The organism is Austwickia chelonae NBRC 105200 (genome assembly GCF_000298175.1).
Taxonomy (GTDB): Bacteria; Actinomycetota; Actinomycetes; order Actinomycetales; family Dermatophilaceae; genus Austwickia; species Austwickia chelonae.
In genome coordinates this window covers 165,867-182,626 of the sequence record NZ_BAGZ01000005.1, presented here as the reverse complement: position 1 = coordinate 182,626, position 16,760 = coordinate 165,867, and the positions used below count along the sequence as shown (strand labels likewise).

Here is a 16,760-nt window from a genome sequence, read left to right as displayed (position 1 = left end):
TTCTCTCAGAGGTCGTAGTACATCTCAAACTCGTGCGGGTGCGGGCGGAAACGGATCGGGTCGACTTCGTTCAAGGTCTTCCATTCGATCCAGGTCTGGATGAGATCTTCGGTGAAGACATCCCCTTCGAGGAGATATTCGTGGTCTTCGCTGAGAGCCTTCAAAACCTCAGGCAAGGAGCCAGGGACCTGCTGGATCGCGTTGTGCTCCTCAGGCGGGAGCTCGTAAAGATCCTTGTCCACCGGCTCCGGCGGCTCGATGCGGTTACGGATCCCGTCGAGGCCGGCCATGAGCTGGGCGGCAAAAGCCAGATAGGGGTTGGCTGAGGGATCAGGGACGCGGAATTCGATACGCTTGGCTTTGGGGCTGGTCCCAGCGATAGGAATTCTGATACAAGCGGATCGGTTGCGGGCCGAGTACACCAAGTTGACTGGCGCTTCATAGCCCGGAACCAAGCGATGGTAGCTGTTGACGGTGGGGTTGGTGAAGGCCAGCAGGCTTGGGGCATGTGCCAGAAGGCCACCGATGTACCAGCGAGCCAGGTCGGACAGGCCGCCGTATCCCTGCTCGTCGTAGAAGAGCGGCTTTCCATCCTTCCAAAGGCTTTGGTGGGTGTGCATTCCGGAACCGTTGTCTCCAAAAACAGGTTTCGGCATGAAGGTCGCTGATTTACCGCCATCCCAGGCCACATTCTTGATGACGTATTTGAACTTCATCATGTCGTCGCCGCTGTGCAACAGGGTATTGAATTTGTAGTTGATTTCCTGCTGCCCTGCACTGCCTACTTCGTGGTGGGAACGCTCCACATCGAGCCCTACCTGGTCGAGCACAAGACACATCTTGTCTCGCATGTCAGCGAAGTGATCAACTGGCGGGACCGGGAAATACCCACCTTTCTGACGGGTTTTGTACCCCTTGTTTCCTTCCGGATACTCTCGCCCCGTGTTCCAATCCGCCTCGACTGCATCGATGTAGTAGAAGCTGGCCTGAGCGCTGGTCTGGAAGCGAATATCGTCGAATACGAAGAATTCTGCTTCGGCACCGAAGTACGCTGTATCAGCGATGCCGGTGCTCTTGAGATAAGCTTCAGCCTTGGCTGCAATATTCCGCGGGTCCCGACTGTAGGGTTCGTCGGTGAACGGGTCCACGATGGAGAAGTTCATAATGAGAGTCTTCTCAGTGCGGAAAGGGTCCAAGTAAGCGGTCCCCACGTCGGGAAGAAGTTTCATATCTGATTCGTGAATGGCCTGGAATCCCCGAATGGAACTGCCGTCGAAAGCCTGCCCCACGGTGAAGAAGTCTTCATCCACAGACTGAGCTGGAACGTTGAAGTGCTGCATGACGCCGGGGAGGTCACAGAACCGGATGTCGACGAATTTGACATCTTCTGCCTTGATGTAATCAAGGACCTCTTGCGGTGTGGTGAACAAAACCGGCCTCCTCATCGGCGCGCCCTCAGGCCTGCCGTCAGCTGCTTGCTGCATGTGTCACCCCACCCTAGAGCACGAGCATTTCCTTGCCGTCACTCGAATGTTTCTCGAATGTTACGCACAGAGCGTGCCCTGCAAGGGGGTCCGCTTCGACGGAGTTCGTCAGCCGCTCCGATTAGTCTGTTCAGGTGGTCAACCGTGAAGACATCGGATCTTGGCTCAACGGCCCTCGGCTGGAGGGGAAGCCTGAAGGATATCCAGGCGAGCGACTCGGCCTGCCCGAGCATGGTCCCGGGGCGCTTGGCAGGTTGTCCCGACGATGCCCAGCGCTCGTCATCGACTGGGCCTTGTGTCAACTGATCGCCGTGGGGCTGTTGGAACATCAGATAGGCCAGGGAGGGATCGGCTCGTTTACGCCTTTGTTGGTTTTCCTGATCGAGAATCTCCTGCTGGTCGGCACGATCGGGACTACTGTGGGGCATCGAATTTGCGGACTCCGAGTGATCCCGATCGGGGGAGCATACACCGGACCAGTTCGAGCGCTCTGGCGAACAGTGCTTCTCTGCTTGGTGATCCCTGCTGTGGTCTGGGATCGAGATGGCCGCGGCATGCATGATCGATGGGCTGGCACGCTGATCATCCGATCATGATCTTTTGGGGTCCGAATCTGTGCCTGTATGAAGGGTGTTGATCAGCAACTTTGGAGACAAGGGTTGTTGTGTCGATGAGCGCCGAATCATGCCCTGCTCCCTCGCGGAGGCGCGCTCCGTGAAACTCGACATCGCAACACGAAGTAAATCGGATATGCAAATACGCATAAATCTGACAAACGGGAGCGACCGATTGGTCATCGCCGAATCGATATTCGCCAGGAAGCTCTGAGAGAGATATGTCTGCAGGGAAACTGTTGCAAAATGGCGGTGGCGGAACCTCAGAGACACGCTCTGTGCCGAGGTCCCGCCACCGCCTATCTGGGCAACTATGAGAATTCCCCTGCTTTCTCAGGTCAACGACGTTGCCCCTTCATGCCCTTCATTCGCTGCGGATCGATGCCTTGGGGAACGGGAGGTCGCATGCCACCCATGGACCGGAGCCGCTTGTCGATGGCTGGGACTTCATGCTTGGTCAGCGTCTTCTTCAGGCCATTCATCCTCTTGAGCAGGTCCTGCGAACTCGTCACCTCCGTGCCTTGACCAGGGCCCACACGGAAGATATGGATCGGGACATTAGGGACGAGCCTCGCGGTCCGCTTCTGTTCACTCGTCAGAAGTTTCGACGCACGACCGGCAGGTCCTTCCGCGATGAGCACCACGCCAGGGCGCCCGATTGCCCGATATACCAGAGCCGCATGACGTGGGTCGCGCGAGCCGCCCGCATCAGCTGCCACTGGCTCTTGCTGGTAGGACCATCCTCGACGGATGCCACTCAAAGCGGCACCAACTTCTCCTGGTTGCCCCGCAATCTGCTTGTAAACGCCTTTCTCTGCCTTCTTTGCCACCATCCATACACAGGCAAGGAGGCCCACCATGAGGACAAGGAAAGCAACATAGACAGGCTGCCCGATCGACAGACCTATCGAGTATCCAACCGCAATCGAACCAAGCATGATGGCTGCAAGGTACAGAGGAAGGCGCGGCTCAGCAGACTTAGCGAGGCTAAAGACCTGCTTGAACTGACTGAAACGCGTTTTCATCTTTGCGATGAAGCCGGGTGAATTAGGGTCCTTTGCTGCGCGCGCCATGGTCTGGGGTCATTCCTTCTGTGACATTGTGCGGTGGGGCAGATCGTTCGGAAGTGCTTATTCGGCTTACGAAGCTGCTGCTTTATTACGGAGCAGGCTGGCCGCTTCCTGCCGGGGCGCTGCGTGCTCCCGCTCAGCAAGGTGTGCCAGGTGGTCAGGAACCTCGCGACCTGCTTTGCGCATCGCTTGGGCCCAGAGGCGTCCTGCACGGTAGGAGGAGCGGACCAAAGGGCCTGCCATTACTCCGACAAAACCTTGCTCTGTAGCGAATTCGGACCAGCGAACGAATTCTTGAGGTTTTACCCAGCGGTCGACAGGGTGGTGCAGGGGGGAAGGACGGAGATACTGGGTAATGGTGAGAATATCGCAACCTGATGATGCCAGGTCCTTGATGGCCTGTTCGATCTCGTGCTCTTCCTCCCCCATTCCAAGTATGAGATTCGATTTCGTGACGAGCCCTTCTTCTTTGGCCATGCTGATAACTTTTAAGGAAGTGTCGTAGCCGAAGGCTGGGCGGATGCGCTTGAAGATTCGAGGGACAGTTTCTAGGTTATGTGCGAAAACCTCTGGCTGTGCATCGAATACCTGGCCCACGAGTTCCGGCCGTGCGCCGAAGTCAGGAGGGAGGATCTCCACCCCTGTCGATGGGTTGAGCTCATGGATGGCGCGCACGGTATCGGCGTACAGTTTGGCGGCTCCATCAGGTAAGTCATCGCGGGCCACCCCGGTGACCGTGGCATAACGCAGTCCCAGCTGCAGAACGGACTCGGCCACACGTCGTGGTTCGTCGAGGTCCAGCGGTGCAGGTTTGCCCGATGCGATATCGCAGAAGTCGCATCTACGGGTGCAGGTGTCGCCACCGATGAGGAAAGTAGCTTCCCTATCCTCCCAACATTCAAAAATATTGGGACACCCGGCCTCTTGACAAACCGTGTGGAGTCCACCTTTCTTCACCAGGCCGTTCATGGCCGTATATTCCGGACCCATCTTCGCCGTCGTGCGAATCCAGGACGGCTTGCGCTCGATGGGCGTCTCAGCGTTACGCGCCTCGATCCGAAGCAGCCGCCGGCCGTCGGGACCTGCACTCACGAGCTCTCCTTGCTAGATGGTGACGTGTCCGTTCAAGAGTACGCCGCGACTGGGGATGCAGATGGCGTGCCATGGAGCCTCCCATCATCACAGAGTGGGCACAATCGCGCAGTGCTTCCTTAGAGAGCTCGTGACGGTTCTCCGAAATCAATTCGGGGTCAAGAGCCCAGAACCCTCAACAGATGCTTCTCGACCGAGGGCAGGACGTCCCGTACCGTGACCTCTCGTCCGACTTCCGCGGACAAGGTCGTCACACCGGCGTCCGTGATGCCGCAAGGAATGATGACCTCTCCCCACCCGAGGTCACAATTTACGTTCAAGGCAAAACCGTGCATGGCCACTTCTTGGCTGACTCGGATGCCGATCTGCCCGATCTTCCGCTCCGGGCGGCTTCCGTCAGCTGGCAACCAGACGCCACTCCGGCCGTCCACCCGGATCGTCTCCACCCCGAAATCGGCGCAAGCCGAGGCCATGACCTCTTCCAACCTGCGCACGTGCGCGACGACATCGATGGGGTTGTCCAACCGGACGATCGGATAGCCCACCAATTGGCCCGGCCCGTGCCATGTGATCTTTCCTCCCCTGTCGACATCGACCACAGGGGTCCCGTCCAAGGGGCGCTCGTGAGGCTCGGTACGTTTCCCTGCTGTGTAGACCGCAGCATGCTCCAAGAGCATGACTGTGTCAGGCGAACATCCGGACACGACCTCGGCGTGCAGAACCTTCTGGCGGTCCCAGGCCGCGAGGTAGTCGACATAATCCGGCGCAAAACCCAGATGCTCGAAGCGCATGTGGATCACCTTAGAAGGTCGTTGAGTCGACCGACGAATCTTCCTCGGAGATCGATGACCGACTCCTGTGGATAACTTCACGGAGCGATTCGGTGATGTCGGCATAGTGGGTGGGCCACCCGAGCGAAGAGGACAAGATGGACCATCTCCCGCAGCCCACACTTCCCGGATTCACCGTGCATACCCTGCGAGGCCGCGGAGCCACCAGCACTGTGTACTCTGCGCGCCGCGACCTCGACGGCTGGATCTGCGCGATCAAGGTGTTTTCCGACGGAAGCGATGCACAGGACGCCGCAGTCCGAGAAGTGACTGCGCTCTCCGGGGTACGGGTCACTGGACTGATCCGGATGCACGATGTCATGACGACCGAAGACGGGCGGACCGCGTTGGTCCTCGATCTGGTCGAAGGAGGCTCTCTCCGGGAAATCATCAAGGATCGGGGTAAATTGACACTCCGCGAAGCGCTCGGCGTAGCTAGAACGGTCCTGAGCGTCCTGGCCTCGGTCCATGCTCGGGATGTCGTCCATGCTGATCTTTCCCCGAGCAATATCTTGGTCTCGGCCGACGGACGGGCTGTCGTGGGGGATCTCGGCAGCTCTCGCTTCCTGGGAGAAACCGAATGTCCCTCGACGATCTCCGGTACCCGAGGTTTCATCGCACCGGAGCTGCTGATGGGTGGATCTCCCTCCACCGCCAGCGACATCTACGCTTTCGGCGCGTCGATGTGGACGATGCTCACCGGTCAGCTTCCCGGAGGGCTTCTGGAAGAACCCGAGGACATCCCCGAGTGCCCGATTGCGATGCGTGACCTGCTTCGCGACTGCCTTGCTACGGAGCCGGGGCGGAGGCCTACCGCTAGAGAAGCTCAGAGTCTCTGTGAAATGTTGGGTCCCGATGAACCGCTCAGTCTCCCGGACGGCCCTGACCTGGGTGGAAGACTCACCCATCGCTTGCATTGGCAGGCCGAGGAAGTGAAGGATCTCCCGAGCGCCGTCCTCGCTGCCAGCTCTTCGATCACAGAGAGAGTTGTAGCGGATCGATCGGTGACGAAGGCAGAAGGACGTCATCGCGACGGGCAGGATCCCCACCCGGTGATCGTCTTCGTCTCTGCCTGCGTGCGTGTACTCCTGTCCGCGCCGAGCCGAATCGCCGTATCAGCAGTATTAGGAGTCTGCGCAGGACTGGGTCTGTGGTGGGGGATCTCCCGTCCGGAGATCGTCGAAACTGTCTCGATAGAACGTGCTGCTGCGGAAAACCAGGAAAAGAGGCCGACTGCTCCTACAGCGAGCGTGTCACCCACCTCGTCACCGCGGACAGCCCCGTCTGTCGAGAAAAGCAACTCGGCCCCTACACCTGGGCGCTCTTCCAGATCACTGGCTGTCGTTCCGAACTCGACAGATGTCGACCCGACTACCGCGCCCAAGGAATCGGTACCTGAGACCTCCCGGGTCCTGTCCGAGGTGCTTAATGCACGCGCCGCCGCCTATGCCTCTGCCGAGCTCCCTGCTCTTGCGGACTGCTACGTTCCCGACTCTCCGGAGTACGAGACCGCGACATCGGATGTCGAGCGGTTACGCCGAGCCGGTCTTCGCTACCGCGGACTGGGCTATGTCGTCCGAGAAGTCTCTCCAGCTCCGCCGTCGGGGAAAGACGACCAGCGTATGACGGTACACGCCACCGTGGATACCAAGCCTTATCGGATTGTCAGCCAGATCGGGGACGGCAACGGGGTCGAGGTTCCCGCTGAGCAAGGTGTTCACCTGTCCTATCAGCTTCAGCGCACCCCGGCGGGGTGGCGACTCTTCGGAATTGGCCAGTGATTTTCCCTGTGGATGCGATGAGGGGGTGTGTCCACAGGAAATGTGGGCACACCCCCTCATCGGTCAGCTCTCCCGACCAGATCAGAGTTCGAAAGCCCCGCCTTCGAGCCTGGTCTTCAGCGCGGAGAGGAAACGTCCGGCGTCCGCACCGTCGACTACCCGGTGGTCGTAGGTCAAGCAGAGGTACATCATCGAGCGGATCGCAATCGACTCTCCGCCGAGAGCGTCCTTGATCACGACCGGCCGTTTGGTGATAGTTCCGGTACCGAGGATGGCCACCTGCGGCTGGTTGATGATCGGGGTGTCCTGCAACGACCCGTTGCTCCCGATATTGCTGATGGTGAAGGTTCCCCCGCCGAGCTCGTCCGGCCCGACCTTGTTGGTACGGGTCCGCTCAGCCAGATCGGCGATCTTGCGGGCCAGCCCTGCGATGTTCAGGTCGCCGGCATCCTTGATCACCGGAACCAGCAGACCGCGATCGGTGTCGACGGCGATGCCCAGGTGCTCTGCACCATGGAACACGATCTCGTCACCGTCGATGCTGGCATTCAGGTGGGGGAACTGCTTCAGCGTCTCGACCGTGGCCAACGAGATGAAGGGCAGGAACGAGAGTTTTGCACCTTCACGCTTCTCGAACTCGGCCTTGGCGCGGGTTCGCAGAGCAGCGACCTGCGACATGTCCACCTCGACGACAGCCGTCAGCTGGGCAGACGTCTGGAGCGATTCGACCATCCGCTGGGCGATGATCTTGCGCAAACGGGACATCTTCTCGGTGGTTCCTCGCTTCGAGGACACTACAGGCGCAGAAGCTGCCGTAGCTGCGGCAGGAGGCGATGCCGGAACGACCGGGGCTGCGGGTGCGGCGGCCTGCTGCTTCGCCGATGCAGCCTCCAGAACATCCTGCTTGCGGATACGCCCGCCGACGCCGGTTCCCTTCAAGGACGCAAGCTCGACCCCATGTTCAGCGGCAAGCTTGCGCACCAACGGGGTGACATAAGCGGTCTGGTCGCTCTCGGTGACTTTGGCCTGCTCCTGCTGAGGGGCTGCGTCCTCCTCCCGTGGGGCCGGGGGAGCAGCCGGAGCCGCCTCGGCCTTCTCCTCGGTGGGAGGCTCAGGTGAACCTTGTTCTGCAGCACCGGTCGCCTCCCCGCCGATGACAGCGAGGTCGGCACCGACGGGTGCGGTCTCGTCCTCTTGAACCAGGATCTCCTGAAGGGTGCCCGCGACAGGTGACGGGATCTCCGTGTCCACCTTGTCGGTCGAAACCTCCAGCAGGGGCTCGTCCACCTCGACGGTGTCACCCACGTTCTTGAGCCACCGGGTGACAGTCCCCTCGGTGACGGATTCCCCGAGAGCCGGCATGACGACCTTCTCGCCCCCGGTGACCTGTCCGGTGTCAGATGCCGTCGTGGTCTGAGGTGCCGGGGCCTGCTCGGGCTCTTCAGCCTTCTCCTGCGCGGGTGCTTCCTGGGCGGTACTCGCGGTCGGAGGGGCACCGTCACCGATGACAGCGAGGTCGGCACCGACGGGTGCGGTCTCGTCCTCTTGAACCAGGATCTCCTGAAGGGTGCCCGCGACAGGTGACGGGATCTCCGTGTCCACCTTGTCGGTCGAAACCTCCAGCAGGGGCTCGTCCACCTCGACGGTGTCACCCACGTTCTTGAGCCACCGGGTGACAGTCCCCTCGGTGACGGATTCCCCCAGGGCTGGCATGGTCACGCGCTCGGACATTGACAAGCCTCTCCTCATTGTGCGGTCGTGTCGATCAGTGTAGAGGGCCGCCCCACAGATCAGCTGTGGGCATGCAACGGCATACCGGCAAGGGCTAGATGAGCCTCGCCGAGCGCCTCATTCTGCGTCGGATGCGCGTGGATGAACGCGGCAACCTCCTCAGGCATAGCTTCCCATCCCACGACCAGCATTGCCTCTCCGACCTGTTCACCCATGCGCGCACCCACCATGTGGACACCTACTACAGGGCCGTCGATCTGCCTAACTACCTTTACGAATCCACCGGTAGCGAGAATCTGACTTTTCCCATTTCCTCCGAGATTGTATTCATAGCAGGAAATGGAGTCCGAACCGAAGCGATCACGTGCTTGGATCTCTGACAAACCGACGGAAGCTATTTCCGGGTCGGAATATGTCACGCGAGGTGTGGTGGCTGAAGAAATCGGACTCGGCTCGTTTCCTGCGGCGATTTCCGCGACCATCATCCCCTGGGCGAATCCACGATGCGCAAGCTGAAGGCCTGGCACTATGTCACCGACAGCAAGAACGCCAGGGACATTGGTCCGGCAATATTCATCAGTCAGGACGAACCCTCGATCCATCGCCACGCCCACTTCCTCATAACCGAGGTTATCCGTGACCGGTTCTCGTCCCACCGACACCAGGAGGAGGTCCGCAGATATCCTCTCCTGCGAGTCCAACAGCAGACGAACACTTGATTCGTCCTGCTCGACCTCGGTCACTGAACAGGACGTCCGAACCGAAATTCCACGGCGTCGGAAAGCTCTCTCCAACTGGGCCGAGACCGACTGGTCCTCTGCAGCGACCAACCGCGGGAGAGCTTCCACCACGCTGACCTCACCACCGAAGCTGCGGAAGATCGAAGCGAACTCCACGCCGATCACACCGCCACCGAGCACCACCACACTCTTCGGCAACTCAGTCAACTTCAAGGCTTGATCACTGGTCATCACGCGGCCCCCGATCGGAATTCCAGGGATCACCCGCGGACGCGAGCCGGTGGCGAGAACGACAGTTCCGCCCATCAGAGCGCGGGAGCCCACCTGCACCGTGTCTCGCGCGCTCAGCCTGCCCTCGCCTTCGACCAGACATACTCCGGAAGAACGGACGAGGCCCTGCAAGCCCTTGTAGAGACGGCCCACGACCTTGTCTCGATAGCGTTGTACAGCAGGAAGATCCACGCCCTCGAAGGCGGAAGCGATCCCGAAGTCGGAACTCCTCCGAACGGTGTCAGCCACCTCGGCGGCGTGCAACAGGGCTTTTGTGGGCACGCACCCTCGATGCAAGCAGGTCCCACCGAGCTCAGCTTTCTCCACCAAGGCCACCGACAGTCCCAGCTGAGCACCTCGCAGTGCACAGGCATAGCCGCCGCTGCCGCCGCCGAGGATCACCAGATCGAAACGGTCCGTACTCGCACCCATGGCGACATCTCCTTCGATGTTCCAGAACCCTTGGGCCTTCACCGTGCTGGTGGAACGGTCCGGCCCGCCGAGCGCATCTTCTCAGAAGAACGGGCCCCCTGCCCGCCTATCACAGCGGACAAAGGGCCCGAGCTCGTCAGTTCTCCCGCCGGGGAGGTAGCGAACCCATCACTCGTTCCAGAAGAACCTCAGCCACTCGATCGCGGGCTGCGGCAGCGAAGTGCGACCCATCAGGTCTGGCCACCGCATCACCAGGCGGGGGGAAACTGCCACCGGAGGACAGCGGCAACCTGTCGTCACAGGGGTTGTTGTCCGACCGACAGAAGACGTCCGAGATCGATACCATCCGCAGTCGCGTGTCATGGAGGACTTTCTCCTCCAACAGTTCGATCCACTGTCTGCGGACCTCGTCCTGGAACCGGAGACGTACCAGGAAAGCTGCGCACAGGCCTTCCATGTCGTTCTGGTCCGGGGAACATCCCTGCGCCGTACGTTCTCCCGTCGGTTCGGGACGCACGACCACCACGGTGGCGCCGCCTGCAGTCAACCGCTCGATCGCTGAGTCGAGGACAGCTTTCTGTGCTTCCCGGTAGCCGGGATCTTTAGCCCGCAGCGGCTTCCCGTCCGCACCGATGAAGTCGGCGTACTCGTACCGGGACCACCACACGACGACAGTCGGCTTCTCCACTTCGAGTTGACGTTTCTGCTCGTCCTTCACACTGACACACGTCGGATCCTCGTCCCCCCCGAGAGCTACCACCCCCGGATTGAACGGTGAACCGTCAGGGTTCGCCGTGATAGCGCCAGAAGCACCGCAACCGCCGTGTGAACCGTTGATCACCGGGACCTGGCGTTTCTCACCCGCTTCGGCGAGCGACCCGAACAGCTGCATCGGCACGCTGTCGCCCACCACCATCACTTTGGTGGCACCTGAAGCCACGACGACCCCGTGACCCGCATACCAAGGAGTCCCACCCAAGACCACCGGCAGCGCGCAGGTCGCAGCCATCGCCGCTGCGCCCACCCCCAGGACAGACACCGAACGAGCTTCCCGGCAGCGTCCGGAACGCAGCGGCATCTCGACGAGGTGGTAGGAGAGCATGGACGACACCAAGGTGGCGACAACGACCACCAGGGCTTTCTGCGCGTCGAATGTGCCGTGGGGGAGCAGCCAGACCGTCCAAGGCCAGTGCCACAGATAGATCCCGTACGAGATCCGTCCCAGATAAGTCATCACCGAGTTGCTGAAGACCTTGGCCAATCCACTGTTCTGGTCCACCCTGCTGGCGCCCACCACCAGTGATGCGACCGCGGCTGCCGTCAGGACAGCTCCACCGAAGAAGTACACAGGGTTCGGGCCATGCTTACCACCGAGGAAGGCGACAGCCGCGGCCAACCCTGCTAAACCGATCCACATGAGCAACCGCGCATATTTCGTCGCGAAGGAGCTCACCGAAGGGCGCAGGAGCGCAGCGGCACACAGCGCGCCGATCAACGGTTCGAAGACCTTCGCATCCGTCCCCATGTACGCCCGGTCGGCTCCGGCCCGGAGAAAGACGTACAGCATGACGGATGCGGAGATCACTGCCAGGACCCCTGCGATGGCCATCACCGACACCGAACTGGCACGCTGAGCCCCCGGCACATCCCTACGAGCATGCCTGCCCGGACTCATACTCGCCAGCAGTACCGCCAGGACCTGCAGGATCAACGGCCAGAAGACGTAGAACTGCTCCTCCACGGCCAAGGACCACAGATGCATCAGCGGCGAGGTCGTTCCGTCGAACGCGAAATAACTCGTCGAGGTGATGAAATGCCAGTTGCCTACGTAGAAGAGACTCCATAGCAGGTCAGCACCCAACGCAGGACGCCGATAGGCCGGAGCTGCGACGGCCGCCCATAGCCCCACCACGATCAGCAGCAACAGGGCCGCCGGGATCAACCGGGACATCCGCCTCGCCCAGAACCTGGGAAGATTCACCTTCCCGTGCACCACGATCTCCTGCAGGAGCAACGTCGTGATGAGGAAACCGGACAGGACGAAGAAGACGTCCACCCCGAGATAGCCACCGGAGAACACCGGTATGCCTAGGTGGAAGAGAAACACCAAGGAGACGGCGATCGTGCGGATCCCGTCAAGTGTCGCGACCCTGCCCACGAGAGAAGGCGCGACTTCTCCCGGAGCAGCGGGCCTGGGAGTATCCGTTCCAGGAGACGTCGAGGCCGACGTCTCCTGCTGGATCACCTCTACATCAGTTGAGGACGACATCACGGTTCCGATCGGGCGTGCACTCACGAGACGTGAACGCCCGTCGACACGGACAGACAGCAGATCTGAAACGCTTTCACGAGCGAGATTGTGCCAGGCCCACCAAAGTCCTCATCCCGAAGCCCGTGCCTCCCTTGAGCGTGTAGCCGTAAGGAGACCCCTCGTGGAAGGCAGGACCTGCGATGTCCAAGTGAATCCAGGGGATCGGTGACTCGCCGTCAGCGGCTTTCCCGACGTACTCCCGGAGAAAAGCCGCCGCGAACAGCGCCCCGCCTTCCCTGGCGCCGGCATGCTTACGATCTGCGACATCGGACTCCAGGTCCTTCATCACCTCATCAGGAATGGGCATCGGCCAGATACCCTCGCCGCAGAACCCCGCCACCGTGACGACTTCCTGCCGTAGATCATCACGATTCGACATCGCTGCAGCAGTGCGATGCCCCAGGGCGACAACCGCTGCCCCGGTGAGCGTCGCGATATCGACCAGGACGTCCGGCTGCCGCCTGGAAGCCAGAACGATTCCGTCGGCCAAGACCAGTCGCCCCTCCGCATCGGTGTTGATCACCTCACAGGTCGTGCCATCCGCGATGGTGACGACATCGCCCGGCCGGAAAGCATTCCCGTCGGGCATGTTCTCGGCGAGACACAACCATCCGTCTACCGCGACAGGCAGGCCCAGCTCCGCGATGACCGCCACGGCGGCAGCCACGGAGGCAGCACCGGCCATATCTCCCTTCATGCCGACCATCGACGCTGCAGGTTTGATGCACAGGCCACCGGAGTCGAAGGTGATGCCCTTCCCCACGAAGGACAACCGTTGCTTCGCACCCTCCGGGGCATACTCCAGATGAACAATCCTCGGAGGGTGGACCGACCCCTGCCCGACACCGAGGATGCCACCGCACTGCTCCTCGGACAACGCTTCCTCGTCGTACAGGCGGACCTTCACCTGCTCCGGGACGCGGTCCTGGACCCTCTGTGCGAAAGCTACCGGGAAGAGTTCATTCGGGCAGGCGTTCACCAGATCACGAGCCCAGCAGGCTCCCGAGGCCAAGATCTCGGCACGGCGTAGCGTTCCACGCACATCGGTGGCATCGATTCCCTCGGGAAGGCCTGCCAGGGTCACCTCGCCCACCGGGGAACGCTCTGCCTTCCCCGCACGTGCCTTCTCGCCGTGATACCCCTCGAACGAATAAGCGCCCATGGCCAAGCCTTCAGTCACCTGACCGATCCAATCGGGGCCGGGAACGACCACACAAGCCGACCCTCGCCCCGCCAGGGACCGTCCCGCCGTGCCCGCAGCACGCCGCACCCGTTCACCGTCGAGTTCAGCCACCGCTACGCCGACACCCACAACCAGGGTCAGCGCGGCAGACGTCCCCTCAACGCCGTGAACCCACGTCGTCTCATCGGCTTTACCCCTGGCACGGAATGCGTCCAGAGCGGACAACAACCTCCGACGCAGGACGTCGTTCACCTCCCCCAACAGCGCAGGCCCTTCTTCGCCAGGAGAGGCGAAGAGGACCAGGACATCGGTCTCCTCTTCGGATGCAAGACCGGTGGACAGCGTGAAGGTCGTCACCGAACAGCCTTTCGACAGATTGGATTCGAGATGACAAGGCTTACACGAGCTCATTCCTGAGACGAAGCCGACACGAGGTGTCGATCAAGCGCACTCCTTACCCCCGAACCGCCTGATTATCCCCGCCCCGGGCCATTAGCGTGGGCAACATGAGCGATTCGCAGCTGCAGACCTCTCCGTTGCACGCACGCCACCGCGAGCTCGGGGCGAAGATGGCCGACTTCGGCGGGTGGGAGATGCCCATCGAATATCCCGGCGGTGGTGTCCTGCGCGAACACCAGGCGGTTCGGGAGAGGGTCGGGATCTTCGACGTCTCCCACCTGGGAAAGGCCTCAGTCCGGGGCCCCGGGGCCGCAGATTTCGTGAACAGCTGTTTCACCAATGACCTCCGGAAGGTCACACCGCCGAAGGCTCAGTACACGATGTGCTGCGACCCCCAGACCGGCGGCGTCATCGACGACCTCATCCAGTACTTCAGGTCCGAGGAGGACATCTTCCTCATCCCGAACTGCGCCAACACCGCCGAAGTCGTCCGACGCATGCGCCAGGAGCTTCCGGACCAGCTCGAGGTGACCGACCTCCACCGGGAATACGGCATCATCGCTGTTCAAGGACCTCGTTCCGAGGATGTCCTCGACAGCCTGGGGCTCCCGACCCGTCTCGAGTACATGTCCTTTGCCGAAACCGTCTGGCACGGGATCTCGCTGACGCTCTGTCGTACGGGCTACACCGGTGAGAAAGGTTACGAACTGGTCATGCCGTGGGACGACGCAGAACGCCTCTGGGACGCGCTGACCGAAGCGATGTCGCCCTTCGACGGGCTTCCCTGCGGGCTGGGGGCCCGGGACACCTTACGTACCGAGATGGGATACGCCCTCCACGGCCATGAGCTGAGTCCTACGATCACCCCCAACATGGCCCGGGCAGGGTGGGCAGTGGGATGGAACAAGGACGGATTCTGGGGCAAGGAGGTCTTGGCCGAACAACGGTCTGCGAAGGAATGCCGACTCTCCTGGGGACTGCTCGTGGAAGGGCGCGGGATCCCCAGGAAGGACTGCGCCGTGAAGAACGAGGACGGGCAGGAGATCGGCGTCGTCACCTCCGGAACCATGTCGCCGAGTCTGAGGCAGGGTATCGCCCTGTGTCTGCTCGACCGCGGATGTGCTGTCGGCGACCGCGTCGTCATCGACGTCCGTGGACGAGAGGTCGCCGCCACCGTGGTGAAGCCGCCCTTCGTCACCACGCAGGTCGCAGGTTGAGCGCATTCACCTCTTGACGACAGCGGTGGGGTGTCAGTCCACGGGCGGACGCCCCACCGTGTAGTCACTGAAAGACAACACCGGAATGTCGTCGATCCGAGGACGACCACCCAGATCAACCACCCGGCCGGCCAACACCAGGTACACCTGGTCGCAGCAGTCCGCAATCCCGGCGTTCAGCCGTCCGATCAAATCACGGAAGAGACGCCCCGAAGGATGATCCGGGACCACACCCAAACCGACCTCGTTCGACACCATGACCACGGGGTAGCGCGCCACATCCAACGCAGAACTGAGCCGTTCACCAGCGTCGACGACAGCCTGCCTCGCCCTGGCCGGTTCTTCCCAGGCCACAGCGTCGTCCACCACCCGTGACACCCAGGTGCCCAGACAATCCACCATCACCGCCTGATCGGCGTCGCGAACAGCACCCGGGACATCGGCGGTCTCGCAGGTACGCCAGGCCCGCGGCCGAGAACGCTGATGGACGGCGACCCGCGCCGCCCACTCCGGATCGACCATAGGATCCGGAACAGGACCCGGCGCCACATATGTGACCGACGGAAAACCGCTCACCAACCGTTCCGCGAACCGGCTTTTACCACTGCGCACCCCGCCGAGTACCAGGACCTTGCTCATGCCGGAGAATCTATCGGGACCCGATCAGGGAACAGCAGGCAGGTCGTCTGCTGACTTCTTTTCCCGACGCTTCTTCATCAGATAGAAAACCCCGAAACCGGTGCCGACCACGACCACTGCCACCCCGGTCAGGATCGTCTTGGACGGACTCTGCGCCGTCTCGCCGTGCACCGTGGCAGCATCCTGGGGTTTCGGTTGCTCCCGAGGCGCGGATACTGCAATACCGACCCGTTCGTCGGCAGCCTTGGCTTCCTCAGGAACTGCGGTCAAAGGTTCACCACAGACATTGCCACCAGGATAGTTGTCGATGGAACAAACTCTCCCGGAAGCATCCCGCGGCATGGCGACCGCAGTGAGCACCTCGCTGCTGGAGGCTCCGCTGGGGACCTGAGCACACCGTGATATCGGAGCGGGAGGGTTGGCGCCCTCGGCACCGTCCGCCTTACGCCCGTAATCGATGACCACCCCGATACGTTTCTTACCGGCTTCGGCCACAACTTTGCTGCAGATGTCATCGAACGACGGCATCGCCCGCGGCATCCGAGGGGTCTCGGTCTCAGTCGCCGCATAACGCCACCCGTCGACCGCGCCTTCGGAAGGTACGACCGAGTACGGCCCGGTCGGCGCCTTCGTCCAGGCGTTGTCCTTCAGATGCGCGAAGGTCCAGGCACGCTCCGCCGTCGCGCTCGCCGAAGGCGTAGGCCCGGGCTTGTGGACCGGAGCGCTCTCCGAGGAGGAAGCACCCGACAGGAGACCCGCGAGCGCCAGGAGCAGTCCTCCTGCGGTCCGACAGATATTGCGTTGCATTGACGACAAGGGGACGACCTCCTCAATCGGGTCGGTGACAGGCTCCTGCGAGGAGGACCAGACACCGCCTACTGTCTGCGACGACTACTTCCCAAGGGCCTGAACCGTATCGGCGTCCGACGCCCGGGCGTCATCGGTCCTCATGATCGGTGTCCGAATC

The 16,760-nt window shown here is 61.7% G+C and carries 13 protein-coding genes; 3 read left to right on the top strand and 10 right to left on the bottom strand.

Annotation, left to right across the window (positions count from 1 at the left end):
* Positions 1–5 precede the first annotated feature (5 nt).
* A complete protein-coding gene (gene glnA / locus AUCHE_RS04105) occupies positions 6–1,445 on the bottom strand; it encodes a type I glutamate--ammonia ligase (protein WP_217994347.1) in 1,440 nt (479 codons plus the stop codon).
* 173 nt (positions 1,446–1,618) lie between these two features.
* Here glnA and AUCHE_RS16100 point away from each other — a divergent pair, with 173 nt between their 5' ends.
* Positions 1,619–2,080: an RDD family protein gene (locus AUCHE_RS16100; protein WP_006502013.1), complete on the top strand. Its 462-nt coding sequence runs from the start codon at positions 1,619–1,621 to the stop codon at positions 2,078–2,080.
* Between the two features lie 356 nt (positions 2,081–2,436).
* On the opposite strand, the gene AUCHE_RS04100 is transcribed toward AUCHE_RS16100, so the two are convergent.
* The 3 genes from AUCHE_RS04100 to lipB form a co-directional block, all read right to left on the bottom strand.
* Complete coding sequence (locus AUCHE_RS04100; protein WP_006502012.1) at positions 2,437–3,171, bottom strand: DUF4191 domain-containing protein; 735 nt, start codon at positions 3,169–3,171, stop codon at positions 2,437–2,439.
* 66 nt (positions 3,172–3,237) lie between these two features.
* Positions 3,238–4,260, bottom strand: coding sequence for a lipoyl synthase (gene lipA, locus AUCHE_RS04095; protein ID WP_006502011.1), 1,023 nt, complete (start codon positions 4,258–4,260; stop codon positions 3,238–3,240).
* 158 nt (positions 4,261–4,418) lie between these two features.
* Complete coding sequence (lipB, locus tag AUCHE_RS04090; RefSeq protein WP_006502010.1) at positions 4,419–5,051, bottom strand: lipoyl(octanoyl) transferase LipB; 633 nt, start codon at positions 5,049–5,051, stop codon at positions 4,419–4,421.
* A gap of 137 nt (positions 5,052–5,188) precedes the next feature.
* Between lipB and AUCHE_RS16095 the strand changes: the two genes are divergently transcribed.
* Entirely contained in the window at positions 5,189–6,871 is a 1,683-nt protein-coding gene (locus AUCHE_RS16095) for a serine/threonine protein kinase (RefSeq protein ID WP_006502009.1), read from the top strand.
* An 81-nt stretch (positions 6,872–6,952) separates the two neighbouring features.
* Here AUCHE_RS16095 and sucB read toward each other — a convergent pair whose 3' ends face one another.
* From sucB to AUCHE_RS04060, 4 genes are all read right to left on the bottom strand, one after another.
* Entirely contained in the window at positions 6,953–8,602 is a 1,650-nt protein-coding gene (gene sucB, locus AUCHE_RS04075; RefSeq protein WP_006502008.1) for a 2-oxoglutarate dehydrogenase, E2 component, dihydrolipoamide succinyltransferase, read from the bottom strand.
* A 59-nt stretch (positions 8,603–8,661) separates the two neighbouring features.
* On the bottom strand, positions 8,662–10,044 hold the full coding sequence (gene lpdA, locus AUCHE_RS04070) for a dihydrolipoyl dehydrogenase (protein ID WP_006502007.1): 1,383 nt from the start codon (positions 10,042–10,044) through the stop codon (positions 8,662–8,664).
* A 136-nt stretch (positions 10,045–10,180) separates the two neighbouring features.
* The gene (locus AUCHE_RS04065; RefSeq protein WP_006502006.1) at positions 10,181–12,202 is read right to left on the bottom strand and encodes an acyltransferase family protein; all 2,022 of its coding nucleotides are present in this window, start codon (positions 12,200–12,202) and stop codon (positions 10,181–10,183) included.
* A gap of 187 nt (positions 12,203–12,389) precedes the next feature.
* Positions 12,390–13,895: a leucyl aminopeptidase gene (locus AUCHE_RS04060; RefSeq protein WP_006502005.1), complete on the bottom strand. Its 1,506-nt coding sequence runs from the start codon at positions 13,893–13,895 to the stop codon at positions 12,390–12,392.
* A 149-nt stretch (positions 13,896–14,044) separates the two neighbouring features.
* On the opposite strand from AUCHE_RS04060, the gene gcvT reads away from it, so the two are divergent.
* Positions 14,045–15,154 carry a glycine cleavage system aminomethyltransferase GcvT gene (gene gcvT, locus AUCHE_RS04055; protein WP_040321548.1) on the top strand — a complete coding sequence of 370 codons (1,110 nt, stop codon included), beginning with the start codon at positions 14,045–14,047 and terminating at the stop codon, positions 15,152–15,154.
* A 33-nt stretch (positions 15,155–15,187) separates the two neighbouring features.
* Here the strand turns inward: gcvT and AUCHE_RS04050 are convergent, their stop codons facing one another.
* Together AUCHE_RS04050 and AUCHE_RS04045 are read right to left on the bottom strand one after the other, a co-directional pair.
* Positions 15,188–15,793 (bottom strand): bifunctional adenosylcobinamide kinase/adenosylcobinamide-phosphate guanylyltransferase, encoded by a 606-nt coding sequence (locus AUCHE_RS04050; RefSeq protein WP_006502003.1) that lies wholly within the window; start codon positions 15,791–15,793, stop codon positions 15,188–15,190.
* Between the two features lie 24 nt (positions 15,794–15,817).
* On the bottom strand, positions 15,818–16,600 hold the full coding sequence (locus tag AUCHE_RS04045) for an SCO2322 family protein (protein ID WP_052024796.1): 783 nt from the start codon (positions 16,598–16,600) through the stop codon (positions 15,818–15,820).
* Positions 16,601–16,760: the final 160 nt, after the last annotated feature.

What these genes read in the sequence shown, in the direction of transcription:
- glnA (WP_217994347.1), bottom strand. Translation starts at nt 1,445, where the DNA reads ATGAGGAGGCCGGTTTTGTTCACCACACCGCAAGAGGTCCTTGATTAC.
- AUCHE_RS04100 (WP_006502012.1), bottom strand. Translation starts at nt 3,171, where the DNA reads ATGGCGCGCGCAGCAAAGGACCCTAATTCACCCGGCTTCATCGCAAAG.
- lipB (WP_006502010.1), bottom strand. Translation starts at nt 5,051, where the DNA reads ATGCGCTTCGAGCATCTGGGTTTTGCGCCGGATTATGTCGACTACCTC.
- AUCHE_RS16095 (WP_006502009.1), top strand. Translation starts at nt 5,189, where the DNA reads ATGGACCATCTCCCGCAGCCCACACTTCCCGGATTCACCGTGCATACC.
- sucB (WP_006502008.1), bottom strand. Translation starts at nt 8,602, where the DNA reads ATGTCCGAGCGCGTGACCATGCCAGCCCTGGGGGAATCCGTCACCGAG.
- lpdA (WP_006502007.1), bottom strand. Translation starts at nt 10,044, where the DNA reads ATGGGTGCGAGTACGGACCGTTTCGATCTGGTGATCCTCGGCGGCGGC.
- gcvT (WP_040321548.1), top strand. Translation starts at nt 14,045, where the DNA reads ATGAGCGATTCGCAGCTGCAGACCTCTCCGTTGCACGCACGCCACCGC.
- AUCHE_RS04050 (WP_006502003.1), bottom strand. Translation starts at nt 15,793, where the DNA reads ATGAGCAAGGTCCTGGTACTCGGCGGGGTGCGCAGTGGTAAAAGCCGG.
- AUCHE_RS04045 (WP_052024796.1), bottom strand. Translation starts at nt 16,600, where the DNA reads ATGCAACGCAATATCTGTCGGACCGCAGGAGGACTGCTCCTGGCGCTC.